Source organism: Acinetobacter sp. B-6, assembly GCF_056930735.1.
The window spans coordinates 278,632-293,422 of sequence record NZ_JBXPBY010000003.1; the positions used below are offsets into that span (position 1 = coordinate 278,632).

Sequence of the window (14,791 nt, forward strand, 5' to 3'; positions counted from 1 at the left end):
AAAGGTTACTGTAGTCCAACTGTTAAAAAACCAAACCAAAAGGAAATTTAGCGATGAAATCACGTGCTGCGGTTGCATTTGGTCCAGGGCAACCTTTAAAAATAGTGGAAATAGATGTCGCTCCACCACAAAAAGGCGAAGTCTTGGTGAAAATCACGCATACTGGCGTATGTCATACAGATGCTTTTACTTTATCTGGCGATGATCCAGAAGGTATTTTTCCAGCAGTTTTAGGGCATGAAGGCGCAGGGATTGTGATTGAAGTTGGTGAAGGTGTGACTTCGGTAAAACCGGGCGATCACGTGATTCCATTATATACTGCAGAATGTGGTGAATGCTTATTCTGTAAATCTGGTAAAACTAACTTATGTACATCGGTTCGTGCGACTCAAGGTAAAGGTGTGATGCCTGATGGAACGACACGTTTTTCATATAATGGCGAGCCGATTTATCATTATATGGGATGCTCAACTTTCAGTGAATATACGGTAGTTGCAGAAGTGTCCTTGGCTAAAATCAACCCAGAGGCAAATCCTGAACAGGTTTGTTTATTGGGCTGTGGTGTAACAACAGGCATTGGCGCAGTACACAACACTGCAAAAGTGCAGCCAGGTGATTCCGTTGCTGTGTTTGGTTTAGGTGGTATTGGTCTTGCTGTTGTTCAAGGCGCTCGTCAAGCAAAAGCTGGGCGTATTATCGTGGTGGATACCAACCCTGAAAAATTCAAACTGGCTGAAGAGTTTGGTGCAACAGACTTTGTTAATCCTAAAGATTATGACAGACCTATCCAAGAGGTGATTGTTGAAATGACTGGATGGGGAGTAGACCACTCTTTTGAATGTATTGGCAATGTCAATGTTATGCGTTCTGCACTTGAGTGTGCACATCGTGGTTGGGGACAATCTGTAATTATTGGTGTTGCGGGCGCAGGTCAAGAAATTTCTACTCGTCCTTTCCAATTGGTGACTGGGCGTACATGGAAAGGTACTGCGTTTGGTGGCGTTAAAGGGCGTAGCCAATTGCCAGGTATGGTTGAAGATGCAATGAAAGGTGATATTCAACTTGCACCATTTGTCACACATACAATGGGCTTGGAAAATATCAATGAAGCATTTGATTTAATGCATGAAGGAAAATCAATTCGCACCGTAATTAACTTCTAAAACCCCAATACTGGTTTAGAATTTAAACAACCAGTAATGCATCATGTATTACTGGTTTTTATTTGCATGATAAATGTATGAGTTTTATATAAAAATATTCTAAGCTTATCATTTTTTGTTATGTTATGGCTTTAATTCAAAAAATTCAGAGTGGGTCACTTTATGAAAAATGTTGCTATTATCGGTTTGGGTATTGCAAGTTTAGCAATTTCTGCATGCTCTTCAATTCAAACCAATGCTGCGCAAGACCAATCAGCACAAAATATGCAAAGCACTTGTATTGCTGAACGTGCGACGCAATTGATTGGTCAAAATGATATGTCTGAAGCTAAAATTAAACAACTTACACAAGCCACGATAGTTCGTAAAGTTGCTCCAAATCAAGGTGTAACAATGGATTATCGTGTAGAACGCGTGACGGTTACTGTTGACCCAGTGACTAAAAAAATTACCCAAGCAAGTTGTGGTTAATTTATACCTTTAAATCATTAAGTTCCGGTAAAGATTGAATAAATGTTGATTTATTCGATCTTTATTTATGTGTAAAATAATAGATCTCTTTCATAGAAAAATGATCAATAGGTTCATTTTATCTATAGCTGATCATTCTCTTTTTCATGTTTAATTTTACGAAATTGATTATTTAAAAAAGGTTTTAAAAGCATTAGATGAATATTCAAAATATAAAAATTGCAAAGCAAAAGATTATTGATCAGATGTATTCAGACTTTCACAATACAGTTACTGATGAACGCTATTTCAGCATTGAAAATATAAAAAAATGTGATCAAGATTTAGAAAAATATATAGAATTGTTGGCGAATGCACAGCGGCAACAAAAGGAAATTTCTAAAGCTATTCAATGGGTATTCAAAGTTTTATCAACTTTTGGTGGAACGGATAATGCAAGATAATCATGTTTTGAGTTTATCGAAAATCCCTATGGAGAAAACTATACAATTCCTATATTAAATTTAAAGATTAATCCAGACCATTCAGAATTATCCCTTGATGTGCTTAAAGCAGAGTGATTTAAAACAATTCATTTAAAAGCACAAAACAAACTTGATCAACTTTTATTACAAGCGATTTGGAATTTAAATCAAAAAATTACTTTTCTATGTCACCAGACTCAAATTTTTGTAACATCGAATGAGTTAGATCGAGGTGTTCTAACCCACTTAAAAACATTAAATTTCGATAAAATAATAAAATAATTGATATGTTTAGTGAAGGTTCTGGTATACGACTAGTTGTTAAAGCGCTTGATGCGATAGGCGCATTTCAAAATAGTGAAAATTTGTCAACACCCCCTAAAATTGTCTGTCAAAATTTATCATTGTTGATGCTGTTCCTGAATGGAAATATTATGAAATTCAAGGACTAAACATGGATGGAAATAATATTTCACTGATGACCAAAAATCAGTTATTTAGATATGATGAACAAAATAGCCAAAATATGATTGGTTTAGAAATTCCCATTAAAAAGCTGATATATCCGATAAATACCTATCATTTTATGTCTAAAATACTACAACATATTTTTATTCATTGTGCATCATTTATATCTCGCTTTAATAAATAGCATAGATTTAATTTATAATTTTAAATTAATATCATGTTATAGAATAAGTGAATAATATATAAATAAAAATACTATTTATTAAAGATATTAAGATATAATAAAAAATATTTTATAAATGCATTTATAATACTTGATTGAAAAATTATCTTTGCTATAGTTTAATTGCATCCATGCTGTAAAACATTATCTTTCCTCATTCACAATTATTATTACCCATTATGAAAAGACTGATTTTAATCTTATTATTAATTATGGCTTCAACCTCAGTATTTGCACAAAATGAAAACTATAAAACGGTCATGAACAAGCTTATAAGCAACTTTAATGCCGATCAGTATGAGAAAATTTTTAATGATTTCTCTGCTGAAATGCAACAAGCGCTGCCGCTTGAAAAAACAAAACAATTTTTTTCAGGATTAAAAAACAAGGCAGGAAAAATTGAAAGTACAGTGTTTTTGAATGAGCAGCAAGGTGACTATGCACTTTATAAAACCAAGTCTGAAAAAATGGAGTTCACTGTGAAAATTTCGATCGATCATCAGAATCACATCAGTGGACTTCTTTTTAAACCGAATGAACAACAAAAAGAAACAAAAAGCGATACTGTTAATGCACTGAACACGTATCCTAAAGAGATTTCAAACATCATCTTTACCAATGCGCAAAATTTTCCGAATAATACTCAGCTTTCGATTGCAATCCTTGAAAAGGATAAAGTCAAATATTATGGTGTAATTAAAACCAATAACAAACTTCAAGAGATTGAAAATCAGAATAAAGTATTTGAAATAGGATCAATTACAAAAGTCTTTACCTCAACTGTTTTAGCTACTCTGGTTGATGAAGGTCAAATTAAATTAACGGATCAAATCAATTCGTTTTATCCAGCTTTAAAATTTAGAAATAATATTCAACTGAACTTTAAAGACTTAGCCAACCATACTTCTGGCTTACCACGCTTACCTGATAATCTAGATTTATCTAATCAAAGCAATCCTTATAAAGATTATGGTAAAAGTCAGATTGAACAATATCTTCAAGATTCATTATCAATCGAAAATATAGCGCAAAAAAAATATGCTTATTCTAACTTAGGTGCAGGATTACTCGGTTATACTCTTGGACAATCACAAGAAGTTAGTTTTCAAACACTTTTACAGCAGAAAATTTTTGATCAATATCAAATGAAAAATTCATTCGTAAATTCAAATAATCTCGCTGATCAGTTGGTCAAAGGACAGAATGCCGAGGGTCAAATAATACCGAATTGGGACTTTGACGTTTTGTTTGGTGCAGGTGGAATGCTCTCAACCACAGAAGATTTAGCAAAGTTTGCTCGTGCACATTTTGACGCCAAGAATACGGCATTAGCTTTAACACGTACACCGACTTTTGAGATCAATAAAGATTTAAAAATTGGTTTAGCTTGGCACTTATTAAAAACACCTAATGGCAAGGATGTAATTTGGCATAATGGCGGAACAGGTGGATATTCATCATCTATGGTTATCAATGTGAAAGATCAGACTGCTGTGATTGTTTTATCCAGCCTTTCAGCGTTTCATGCAAAAAACAAAAATATTGATCAATTATCTTTTGAGCTCATCAATGAAAAGGACAAATGATAACATCAGATGATGTATGTACTGGATTGTGAAAATAAATGTTTAGAAATAATCAAACCTTCAGATCATCTTGTACTTGATGCGCATCATCTGTAAGGCAGTTTAGTATTTAATATAAGCTGTCATCCAAGTTGTATTTTAGCGAACTGAATTGAACTTATGAAACTAGAGCTTATTCAAAAAGATATCTTCGTCGGTCCTATACTTTCTGCAATTTGTATAGATGAATATACATCTGCATTCTTGTCGTACAGTGAAGATCACAAATATCAAATCGTCTATGTGTCTAAAGATAAATATAAAACAATAGATCTAGGCTACAGTGAGAAATATTATCAACTTGAAAACTCACCCGTTTTGTTTTGTATAAATCATCAACTCGGCATCATTAAAGACAAAAATGAGCTGTTATTATATTCACATGAAAAAAACAGATTCGCGCCAATTAAGATAGATAAAACTGAAACGCTCCCTCAACGATTTAACTTGTATTGGAAAAACTCAATAAGTGATTGTTCTGTTTTCCCCATTTGCTTTAACAGTGATGGCATGGGGCACGATACAAGATATTTAGCACTACTGGATTTAGATGTTATAAATCATCAAGCTTACTGGAAAAGTTGGATTACATTAGAGGCACAGACATTCTCATCTCACAAAGCTAAGCAGTACCCACCTAAAATTGATACAGTCATGTTACAAGATAATGAATTATATATATTTAGCGCGGGTGGGCAATTGGTATCCATAAACAAGTGGGGAATGGATTATTATGCTTTTATCAAAACTGACTTAATGGGAAAGGTTGTTGAAACTTTGATTGATAGTGGAGATCTGCATTCAATTGATCAGAAAAAGCGTGGTGTAAATGGCTTATTGAGTAGTTCACAAAAGTATTTAATGCTTACACCTGTTTTCCAAAATGACGAATGGAAAGGTAAACAAAAGATTTTTTCACTCGCCACAAACGAAATTTTAGACATCACTTTTCCTCGTGGTTTGGGCAAATATCCGCAAATTATCCAGCATTCAGGTGATATTTTTTGGGTATATTTACGCGAAGCTCAAAGTCTTGCAATGTGTAAAGAAAAGACGCCATTATGACGCAGTAATTTTTTATTGGATTTAGATGAACAGAAATAATGAAAGAAAAAGCTGAAAATTTAATAGATGATTTTAAACAACAGGGTTGGAAGACCCCAAATCTTTATGAAAGGCTTTTTGAGCTGCTTGATGATCACCAAGCAGCTTCTACTTTTTGTCTTTTATTTATGACAAATTTTGAGAAAGGAGCAACAATATTTAATGATTCGCTTAGTTATATTGAAAAAGCAGATTTTTCTAAATTGATCGTTTCATCACTTGATCGATTAAAACAGTAGCACAATGAAAATGCGGAGGCAGTCATTGAATATGCCAGTTTACAGTTTCCAGAATTACTGCATCCATATTTAGACCTCATTTTTGAGTTAAAACCGAATGAATCTGCTTTTTATGCTGAATATCCTTGGAGAAATCTAGCTGCAGACGATATAAAACCTTTTATTGAGAAAATAAAAAGTCATTCCACAGCACTGTTGGATCAGCAAAAACTCTATCGGTGTTTGATGGAAACACGGAACTTAGACACGCTTAATTTTGCTTATCAATTTGCAGTTAAAAATAATATTTTTGCAAGAGAGGATATAGAGGACTATTTAATTGATGATCTAGAATCTGTTGGATTTACATTTAGGCATGGAAAAATTGAAAGCTATTGTCCAAACCTAACATTTCATTTTAAATTTCCTGAACATTATTTTCATGATGATCGTACTATCCATATCAATAAAAAACAACATCCGACTTGGCGTTTGACATCCGACCATAAACACTTTGCATTTGGCGGATTAATTCATGAGGATAGTCATAATCCATTTATCCATCTCATCACATTTGAGGAGATCCCAAAAGGTTTAAATATTAAAAGTTTAGAACGGCTTAAACTCGGCATGCATATTAGAGAATTAAATGAATATAGTGAAATATTCTATCAACATGACCAGTTTGGAGAGCCGACTAAAATTGGTGATACAACAGTTGTCGAGAGTTATCCTGATTTAGCGATTAAACATACTCAAATTTGCTTTTCAGAAACTCCATCTAGATGGCTATATCAAAGTTGGGGCAGTTCAAATGGTAGAGAAAACTTGTTTAGATTAGGCGGTGAACCTACATGGATTCAAAGTCCCCAAGTTTTAACTTGCCCAGTGTGCAATGAGAAAATGGATTTTCTGATGCAACTTGATACTGATCTTCCAGATATGGAAAACGGTGAAGTTTATTTTGGAAGTGGTGGAATATGTTATGTATTTTGGTGTGATCAATCACAAATAAGCGGCTATTTAGTTCAATGTACCTAACAATAGACCTCTTGCGAAAGTAAGTTTATGGGTCATTTAGCTATATGCAATACCTTATATAGTCAAACCGCCTGATTATTCATACAAGTGATTTGGATGATTCATTTATTTTGTACTTTTGAATTATAAACAGTCTTGCTATCACGAGGCGACATGGATGTCGCCATGTTGAGCGGGGGTATGAGGATGTACCCCTCGCTCAACGGAAGATTTTTGTTACTTTTCATCTCTGAAAAGTAAAGTATCGCCTACGCAAAACAATTTAAACTTTAGAGCTAAAGCGTGGCAATGCAAGCTTTAGATTATCAAAGAATATATTGATCGCTTTAATTTTATTGATCAAGAGAAATGATATTCTACTGTATGAATTTTTCAACAGATTGACTATATAACAAAGCTCACAGCTGCTCAAATTTTGACTAACGCAAGAGATCTAATGAAAACCACAATTTATACAGTCGCCTTTCCTTTGAAGTGTGAAACTTAGTTTGTTCATTCTCTATGATTATCAAACTTTAGCGGAGTATTGAATTGAAATATCGGGAAATTGAAGCAAAAGGTTTTTTAGAAAATTTTATAAAGTGCTTTTGGTATTATGAAACGGAAGAAATCGACACCCAGCATACTATTTTGCCTGATGGTTATTTCGACTTAATTGCTGAGTTTAGTCACAGGAAATTAACGCTTGTTAAACTTACAGGAATATGGACCACACCAAAAGAGATAAGAATTTCAAAAAACACTCAGATTTTTGCGGTTAGATTTAAACTCCCGGCAATCGAATATGTTTTCAAAGATCAATTAAAGTCGATTTTAGACACATCCGTTAACTTAGCTTTAAACTTTTGGCAGCTTGATCAATATCATTCAGATGAATTTGAACATTTTGTTGTTCAAATATCAAAAGATTTAGAAATCTTATTTAATGATTTAAATCAAATAGACCATAGAAAATTGAAATTATTTCGCATGGTCTATGATCAAGAAGTGAAAACTGTAGCTGAAATTTCTAACCATGTTTTCTGGAGCAGTCGACAAATCAACAGATATTTTCAGACAACATTTGGGATCACGCTAAAAGAATTTTTGAACATTGTACGCTGCCATACAGCATATAGGAAAATAACCAGCGATCATCTCAATCCGAATTGTGAATATTATGATCAAGCACATTTTATTAAACAAATAAAAAAATACACAGGGACTACACCGAAAGAATTAAGTAAAAACAAAAATGACCGATTTATACAATTATTTAAGGTGACATCACAATCATAATTGATCATCTTAATTTGCAGGTGCAATCAATATGAATATTCATAAAATCTCTCCAAACTTTGAAGTGTCTGATATACAAAAAACTGTGGCTTTTTATGTCGATCACTTGGGTTTTAAATTAATCATGGCAGTTGCAGAATCTCAAGATGGAATAGATACTCGTTTTATGGACAACAAAGCTTATGTTTATGCTTTGGTACAAAGAGATCAAATTGAATTTATGTTTCAGCGTTCAGACACTTTTAAAAATGATGTTATATTTTCCAAAGGGTTGAATATAGGCGCATCAGTATCATTTTATATGGAAATTGAAGGCATAGAGGCATTTTATTTAGCGCTTAAAAGCAAAAATCTTGAGCTTACTGAATTAAAAACAGCATGGTATGGAATGCGAGAGTTTTATTTAAAAGATCCAAATGGTTATATTCTCGGGTTCGCTGAAGCAGTTCAAAAACAATAAATGTGCAACATCGGCATGATGACAAATTCTCACCAAGTCGAAACGAATACATTTCAATTCATTGCTAGAGAGTTTGTCATTTCCTGCTATAGAGCGATAAACACTTTAATGTTGCTTTGTAATATTCATTTGCAGTATGCAGTACTACTGAAGTAGATATGCCTCATTTATTCCGCATTCTTCAACAAAGAATGCATCATGCGAAACTAAAATGACGGCACCTTTAAATTGCTCAATGGCTTGTGCAAGTAGCATTCTAGATTCAATGTCTAAGTGATTTTCAGGTTCATCCAATAAAAGTAAATCAACACCATTGGCTGCTTGACTGATGGCTAATAATGCGACTTTCAGCTTTTCCCCACCACTTAATTGCCCCAACTTGAACAAGGCTTTCTCGCGACGGATACGTAATTGTCCCAAAAGTTTTCGCCACTCAACTTCAGCAATTTGAGGGTTAAACATGGCTAAATTTTCAATCACCGTGAGATCATTATTTAACAGACTAAAGTTTTGATCCAGATATAGACAAGCACCATTAAAAAAGATTTCCTGAGTCTGATGATGAGCAATCATTTTTAACAACGTTGATTTTCCAATACCGTTGGCACCTTTAAGCTGAATTTTTTCACCAGCACGCAATGAAAATTTGATTTTTTGTGTCGATGCATAGGGCAATCTTAAATCATTGATTCTCAATATTTCACCTTGACGCGCGCTATGCAGTTGAAATTCAAACCTTTGCGGCTTAATTTTCTCTAGTTTGCTTTGTTTATCTTGTAAATCATGTTGTGAATCATCCATTTGACGAAGTTGTTGCGTGCGTAATTTTCCAAAACTTTGTCCAGCTTGCTCCTTTTTAAAGTCGAGTAGAATTTTAGCTTGAGAGTTTGAGTCTCTTAGCTGTGCTCCTTTACGTTGCCGTTTTTGGGCTTTCATTAAGCTTTCATGTTGTTGTTGCTTTAACTGTTTTAATTCACGTTTATCTTGTTGAATCGACTGAGTTAAAGCATTGATCTGTTGCTGATGTTGTAGAATGTAGTCTGTATAATTTCCACGGATGTGCTGCAATCCCAATTCGGTTAATGCATAAATATGTTGAACCTGATCAAGCAATTGACGGTCATGACTGATCAGACATACACCAGCAGGGTGAGCCAAAATAGACTCCATAAGCCATTGTCTAGATTGAATATCTAAATGATTACTCGGTTCATCTAACAGCAAATAATGATCTTGCTTTAAGAATAAACGACACAAAGCTAATTTGGTTTTTTGTCCTTCACTCAGTTGTTGTATTGGATAATTTAAATCCATCGGTAACTGTGCGTTATGTAAAATCTGTTGCCATTTTTGTGGCAGATCCCAAGCATTCTCAACCAAGTCATAATCTTCAAAATTGGCAGTATTTTCCTCAATCCGTTGAAATGCACGATGTAAGTGTTCAACCTCCAATCCTTGAGCAATGGTTTGTGCTTCTAAGCGTTGCAATTGTGCTAAATAGTCATGCTGGATATGCCACGTTATTTGACCGCTATACGCGAGATTTGAATATTGTTGCAAATGCAAAATCTGAAAAAGTAATGATTTACCTAAACCATTTCGTCCAATCAAAGCTGAACTTTGCCCTGAATAAAGCACCAAATTCAATTGATTAAACATATCTTGAGTGGGGAATGCCAAACTCAAATTAGAAATAATACATGCCTGTTGCATGGGAGAACCCTCATATAGAGGATGCACAAAATAGGATGAAATAAAGCTATAAATAACAGGATTATTCTATTTATCGTTAGTGTGGTATCAGAACCAAAAGATAAGTTTTGCCTTGAGTAAAATCTATTTTGCACATCAAAAGTTAAAAATAATGATGAGAAAATGACTTACTTCATTGGCGTTACTCTTTAAAAGATGAGATGAGAATATCTATTTTATAAAATTCAAACCAGATGTCAATCCATGTTTATGGATGATATTGGATAACTTAAAAAATCCCTAGCTTTTAACAACCAGGGATTTTTTTAGATTCAAACCACTCTTTATTAAATCAAGAGGTTGCTTTAATGACTTCTGCAACAGAGCTTGCCACATAGTCAATATTTTTCAAGTTTAAACCAGCAGCGCACATACGACCGCTACGAACCAAGTAAATGGCATATTGATCTTTCAAAATATCCACTTGTTCAGCAGTTAAACCTGTATAACTAAACATACCTTGTTGGGCAGTCAGATAATCAAAGTTGCGATCAGGCAGAGCAGTAGATAATTTTGCTTTTAACAGTTCGCGCATTTGAATAATACGTTCACGCATTTCTTTTAGTTCTGCATGCCATTGTTCAGTCAGCGTTGCGTCGTTCAATACATTATCGACCACTAACGCACCAGTTGTAGGTGGGCTTGAGTAAATACGACGTACAGTTGCTTTTAACTGACCTAAAACTTTTTGTGCTGTTGCTTGATCATCACATATGAATGTCAAACCACCAACACGCTCACCGTACAGTGAGAAAATTTTAGAGAATGAATTGCTGACAATAAAATTTAAACCAGATTGATCTAAAGCACGAATAGCATAAGCATCTTCTTCTAAGCCTTGCCCAAAACCTTGATAAGCAATATCAAGGAAGGGGATTAGATCACGTGCTTTTAAGACTTCAATAACACGATCCCATTCAGCAGGTGTTAAATCTGCTCCAGTTGGGTTATGGCAACATGGATGCAGTAGAACGATACCTTTGGCTGGAATTTGTTTTAAATCTTCCAACATGCCCTCAATATCAACACCATTGCTTGCAGCATCAAAGTAGCGATAGAAATGCGAATTGATTCCTGCGCCATTGAAAATTGCAATATGGTTTTCCCAAGTCGGTTGGCTGACCCAAACATCAGATTCAGGGAAATATTTTTTGAGAAAATCAGCCCCCACTTTGAGCGCACCAGAACCGCCCAGTGTCTGAATAGTCACAGCACGACCATCTTTACGCGCTTGACTGTTTTCGCCTAACACTAATTTTTGGGTCGCTTCGTTATAAGACTTTGAACCATCCATTGGTAAATAAAGCTTTACCTTATCATTGCTTGGTTCAATATTCTTCAACGCTGCTTTTACAGCATTTAACTGAGGAACAATCGTGTCCTCATTATAATAAAGACCAATACTTAAATTTACTTTATGTGTCCGTTCATCCTTACCAAAGGCTTCCATTAAAGAAAGAATTGGATCACCTGCATAAGGATCTACATGTTGAAACATGGTCTCAAGTCCTAAATCAAACGAAGATATTCGTGTTTGATAATATAGGTAATTCGAAGTCCGACTCAACAGCAGAATGAAGTTTATTTTTTATTATTTATTCAACTTTAGATGAAGTTCAGTCTTATTTGTCTATATTTACGACTGAATTTGCGATTAAAGCAGAAGCTAAGTAGAAAATAAGTAATATATGGTGGTTAATGCTAGGCACAAAATATTTTAAAATATGGCTTGCCTTTAAGTCGTATTATTATGACCTGAATGATAAAACTATTGTCCTAGATTTAGCTTCTTGTCATCATAGCCTGAAAGCAATTTTAATTTTGGAAGATTCCTAATGTTACTCAACTATCAATACGATCAAGCCCAATCTACATCGGAAAATCAACAAACACTTGTTTTGATCCATGGCTTGTTTGGTAGTTTAAGTAATTTAGGGATTATTGCACGCGCCTTTCAAGAAAAATTTAATATATTGCAACTCGATGTGCGTAACCACGGGCATTCTGAACACTCTGTAGAAATGAATTATACACTCATGGCATCAGATGTTTTGGAAACACTCGACCATCTCAAGATTGAAACTTTTGTTGTTGTTGGGCACTCCATGGGCGGTAAAATTGCAATGAAACTGGCGGATCTTGCACAGGATCGTATGTTGAAGATGGTGGTGCTAGATATGACGCCTTATGCATATCAAGAAAATCACCATGATCAAATTTTTAAAGCTTTATTTGCTGTTGAAAATGCGCAATTGGAGTCTCGAAAAGAAGCCACTGAGCTTATGCGCCAATATTTAAAAGAAGAAATGGTCATTCAATTTTTATTGAAATCTTTTAATAAAGGGAAGTGGCTATTCAATGTGCACGCATTATTTAACCATTATGCAGATATTTTGGACTGGCAAAATCAGTCGGTAAATACAGTTCCAGCATTATTTATCAAAGGTGGAAATTCTCCCTATATTTCAAAACCAGAGCATTTTGATGCAATTGAATCACAATTTAGCCACAGCCAAGTTGAAATCATTCAACAGGTTGGTCACTGGTTGCATGCCGAAAAACCCGCTGAAGTAAATAAATTGATTTTTACCTTTATAGAGAAATAATCAGATAAAATTTCGAATTTCCGCAGCACTTCATAAATCAATATTTTTGAATTATTGTGCTTAGTCTCATGAGTAAATGCTCATTATGTCATGATGTATTATTAGTTTTAATATTAAAAAAAATACATATTTTGAATTGAACATTGCACATGCACACAAAAAAAATCGTCTGGGCGGATTTTACAATTTATTTAAAACTGACCTGTGTAGCGATGCTATGGGGTGGAACTTTTATTGCAGGGCGTGTGATTGCCTTTGAAATGCCTGCCCAAATCGCAGCGTTGATGCGTTTTATCGTTGCCTCTATTTTACTGATGATAATTTTGATAAAAGTAGAAGGGTCATTTAAAACAATAAACCTTAAACAGCATTTCCTCACTGCATGTATGGGACTCACTGGGGTATTTGCCTATAATATCTTTTTCTTTGGTGCGTTATCACATATGCAAGCAGGGCGAACCGCTTTATTTGTTAGTCTCTCACCGATATTGACCATAATTGCAGCACGAATTTTTTTTAAAGAAGAACTCTCGAAATTTAACTATTTTGGTGTGGTTCTCGCATTTTTTGGAACTTTACTGGTTGTGACCAAAGGTCATCTTTTTTCTCAGTTAAATACTTCTTTTGGAACGGGTGAATTAATGATGAGTTGTGCTGTACTCAGTTGGGTTGCATATACATTGCTTTGTAAAAAAATTGCGGGTTTATCACCACTGATCATTACAACCTATTCAACACTTTGGGGGCTATTTTTCTTATCTATGAGCTTTATTCCATATCTTCGACAATGGCAAAGTTTTACGTTCCATGTCAGTATTTATTTGAGTGTCCTTTATTTAGGCGCTTTAGGTACAGTGTTGGCATTTGTATGGTATGCACAAGGCATTGCAAAAATAGGTACATCCAGAACAATTATTTTTAACAATTTAGTGCCTTTATTTGCAGTACTACTGGCATTTTTACTTCTTAATGAACCAATAACAGTAGTAATGTTGGTTGGCGGCGCAATGAGTTTTATTGGTGTTTTAATGACCAATAAAAAACCTTTAAATTGGCACGACACAGGCTAATCCACGGACAAATCAGCGAATCGAAATAGAATAGGATTTAATTGATATTTTCCAAATCAAAAGATATCGAATCATTGTCGGAAAATAAGTTTTAAAAATGATTTGGTTTCTTCAATAGAACAGCCCTCAAAAGAGGGCTGTTCTATAATCATTAGATTCAGTTTAAATTAAAATAAAATGGTTATAGCTTTTTACTAAACCTCTATCCAAGTATCTTTCACTTCTTGAGAGTCTTTGGTCAGAATAACTTTTTGATCTTGGATTTGTCCCACCCATGAGGTTGGGATCAGATGATGGTGTCCATCTCCATGTTTGGTCAGCTTAATTTGATCTGTACCTACCAGATGATCTACCTCACCAACTTTAGTTCCGCACGCAGCGATAACATCAGCATGATTTTTAATACTCTCAACATTGATAGAAGTCATTTGATTCTTTCCTATTGAAATGTGATTTGAGTATTCACCATAGCCTAAAGATCTCATAGAGTCTTGGAGTGAAAAGGAAACAATACAAGACCATCTAAACATTTACTTAAGGCTTTAAGATTGCTACATGGTAATGTCTTGAAATAAAAAACATTGTAGTATTTAATTCTTAATAATTAATTGTTTTTATTGACTATTTTTTGTTGTTTTTAACACTTTTATCGTAGTTTTGACAAAACTAAACTTCATTTGAATTGAATCATTAAAATGGGCTTCTTATGTGAGTAAAAAAATAAATTGATAAAATAAAGTACTGATACACGACTAAAAACGACAGGCTAAGCAGGGGGCTAATTTTTTAATCTTCATGACTAAATCAATTAGATACGAGTTTAAATGTCATCACATGAACTTATAAAC

Annotated in this window: 14 protein-coding genes and 1 pseudogene; 12 read left to right on the forward strand and 3 right to left on the reverse strand. The window is 34.2% G+C overall.

The features are described from left to right. Positions 1-53 precede the first annotated feature (53 nt). The 10 genes and pseudogenes from AC1Z3T_RS05770 to AC1Z3T_RS05815 all read left to right on the forward strand — a co-directional run bounded on the left by AC1Z3T_RS05770 (position 54) and on the right by AC1Z3T_RS05815 (position 8,515). Complete coding sequence (locus AC1Z3T_RS05770; RefSeq protein WP_005028868.1) at positions 54-1,163, forward strand: S-(hydroxymethyl)glutathione dehydrogenase/class III alcohol dehydrogenase; 1,110 nt, start codon at positions 54-56, stop codon at positions 1,161-1,163. A 162-nt stretch (positions 1,164-1,325) separates the two neighbouring features. After that, positions 1,326-1,634 carry an I78 family peptidase inhibitor gene (locus AC1Z3T_RS05775; RefSeq protein ID WP_005028861.1) on the forward strand — a complete coding sequence of 103 codons (309 nt, stop codon included), beginning with the start codon at positions 1,326-1,328 and terminating at the stop codon, positions 1,632-1,634. Positions 1,635-1,831: 197 nt separating this feature from the next. Next, the gene (locus AC1Z3T_RS05780) at positions 1,832-2,077 is read left to right on the forward strand and encodes a hypothetical protein (RefSeq protein ID WP_100885215.1); all 246 of its coding nucleotides are present in this window, start codon (positions 1,832-1,834) and stop codon (positions 2,075-2,077) included. A gap of 12 nt (positions 2,078-2,089) precedes the next feature. Beyond that, positions 2,090-2,194, forward strand: a pseudogene (locus AC1Z3T_RS05785) (hypothetical protein); the annotation flags it as partial. An 855-nt stretch (positions 2,195-3,049) separates the two neighbouring features. Beyond that, positions 3,050-4,375 (forward strand): serine hydrolase domain-containing protein, encoded by a 1,326-nt coding sequence (locus AC1Z3T_RS05790; RefSeq protein WP_100885217.1) that lies wholly within the window; start codon positions 3,050-3,052, stop codon positions 4,373-4,375. A 159-nt stretch (positions 4,376-4,534) separates the two neighbouring features. After that, complete coding sequence (locus AC1Z3T_RS05795; protein WP_100885218.1) at positions 4,535-5,479, forward strand: hypothetical protein; 945 nt, start codon at positions 4,535-4,537, stop codon at positions 5,477-5,479. Between the two features lie 38 nt (positions 5,480-5,517). Beyond that, on the forward strand, positions 5,518-5,757 hold the full coding sequence (locus AC1Z3T_RS05800; protein ID WP_483396534.1) for a hypothetical protein: 240 nt from the start codon (positions 5,518-5,520) through the stop codon (positions 5,755-5,757). Positions 5,758-5,982: 225 nt separating this feature from the next. Beyond that, positions 5,983-6,777 carry a hypothetical protein gene (locus tag AC1Z3T_RS05805; protein WP_483396535.1) on the forward strand — a complete coding sequence of 265 codons (795 nt, stop codon included), beginning with the start codon at positions 5,983-5,985 and terminating at the stop codon, positions 6,775-6,777. 531 nt (positions 6,778-7,308) lie between these two features. Further along, positions 7,309-8,055, forward strand: a complete 747-nt coding sequence (locus AC1Z3T_RS05810) for a helix-turn-helix domain-containing protein (protein ID WP_100885220.1) — start codon at positions 7,309-7,311, stop codon at positions 8,053-8,055. Between the two features lie 31 nt (positions 8,056-8,086). Next, positions 8,087-8,515, forward strand: a complete 429-nt coding sequence (locus tag AC1Z3T_RS05815) for a VOC family protein (protein ID WP_100885221.1) — start codon at positions 8,087-8,089, stop codon at positions 8,513-8,515. Between the two features lie 144 nt (positions 8,516-8,659). Here the strand turns inward: AC1Z3T_RS05815 and AC1Z3T_RS05820 are convergent, their stop codons facing one another. Both AC1Z3T_RS05820 and AC1Z3T_RS05825 read right to left on the reverse strand, forming a co-directional pair. Beyond that, a complete protein-coding gene (locus tag AC1Z3T_RS05820; RefSeq protein ID WP_100885222.1) occupies positions 8,660-10,228 on the reverse strand; it encodes an ATP-binding cassette domain-containing protein in 1,569 nt (522 codons plus the stop codon). A 331-nt stretch (positions 10,229-10,559) separates the two neighbouring features. Next, positions 10,560-11,765: an amino acid aminotransferase gene (locus AC1Z3T_RS05825; RefSeq protein WP_005028851.1), complete on the reverse strand. Its 1,206-nt coding sequence runs from the start codon at positions 11,763-11,765 to the stop codon at positions 10,560-10,562. 337 nt (positions 11,766-12,102) lie between these two features. Between AC1Z3T_RS05825 and AC1Z3T_RS05830 the strand changes: the two genes are divergently transcribed. Together AC1Z3T_RS05830 and AC1Z3T_RS05835 are read left to right on the forward strand one after the other, a co-directional pair. Continuing rightward, positions 12,103-12,873: an alpha/beta fold hydrolase gene (locus AC1Z3T_RS05830; protein ID WP_100885223.1), complete on the forward strand. Its 771-nt coding sequence runs from the start codon at positions 12,103-12,105 to the stop codon at positions 12,871-12,873. A 149-nt stretch (positions 12,874-13,022) separates the two neighbouring features. Continuing rightward, positions 13,023-13,943, forward strand: coding sequence for a DMT family transporter (locus tag AC1Z3T_RS05835; RefSeq protein WP_100885224.1), 921 nt, complete (start codon positions 13,023-13,025; stop codon positions 13,941-13,943). Between the two features lie 194 nt (positions 13,944-14,137). Here the strand turns inward: AC1Z3T_RS05835 and AC1Z3T_RS05840 are convergent, their stop codons facing one another. Then, on the reverse strand, positions 14,138-14,371 hold the full coding sequence (locus AC1Z3T_RS05840) for a DUF2171 domain-containing protein (protein ID WP_004830796.1): 234 nt from the start codon (positions 14,369-14,371) through the stop codon (positions 14,138-14,140). Positions 14,372-14,791: the final 420 nt, after the last annotated feature.

Bases quoted from the DNA above. Each gene is read 5' to 3' on its own strand.
- AC1Z3T_RS05770 (WP_005028868.1), top strand. From the start codon at position 54: ATGAAATCACGTGCTGCGGTTGCATTTGGTCCAGGGCAACCTTTAAAA.
- AC1Z3T_RS05775 (WP_005028861.1), top strand. From the start codon at position 1,326: ATGAAAAATGTTGCTATTATCGGTTTGGGTATTGCAAGTTTAGCAATT.
- AC1Z3T_RS05780 (WP_100885215.1), top strand. From the start codon at position 1,832: ATGAATATTCAAAATATAAAAATTGCAAAGCAAAAGATTATTGATCAG.
- AC1Z3T_RS05790 (WP_100885217.1), top strand. From the start codon at position 3,050: ATGAACAAGCTTATAAGCAACTTTAATGCCGATCAGTATGAGAAAATT.
- AC1Z3T_RS05795 (WP_100885218.1), top strand. From the start codon at position 4,535: ATGAAACTAGAGCTTATTCAAAAAGATATCTTCGTCGGTCCTATACTT.
- AC1Z3T_RS05800 (WP_483396534.1), top strand. From the start codon at position 5,518: ATGAAAGAAAAAGCTGAAAATTTAATAGATGATTTTAAACAACAGGGT.
- AC1Z3T_RS05805 (WP_483396535.1), top strand. From the start codon at position 5,983: ATGGAAACACGGAACTTAGACACGCTTAATTTTGCTTATCAATTTGCA.
- AC1Z3T_RS05815 (WP_100885221.1), top strand. From the start codon at position 8,087: ATGAATATTCATAAAATCTCTCCAAACTTTGAAGTGTCTGATATACAA.
- AC1Z3T_RS05820 (WP_100885222.1), bottom strand. From the start codon at position 10,228: ATGCAACAGGCATGTATTATTTCTAATTTGAGTTTGGCATTCCCCACT.
- AC1Z3T_RS05825 (WP_005028851.1), bottom strand. From the start codon at position 11,765: ATGTTTCAACATGTAGATCCTTATGCAGGTGATCCAATTCTTTCTTTA.
- AC1Z3T_RS05830 (WP_100885223.1), top strand. From the start codon at position 12,103: ATGTTACTCAACTATCAATACGATCAAGCCCAATCTACATCGGAAAAT.
- AC1Z3T_RS05835 (WP_100885224.1), top strand. From the start codon at position 13,023: ATGCACACAAAAAAAATCGTCTGGGCGGATTTTACAATTTATTTAAAA.
- AC1Z3T_RS05840 (WP_004830796.1), bottom strand. From the start codon at position 14,371: ATGACTTCTATCAATGTTGAGAGTATTAAAAATCATGCTGATGTTATC.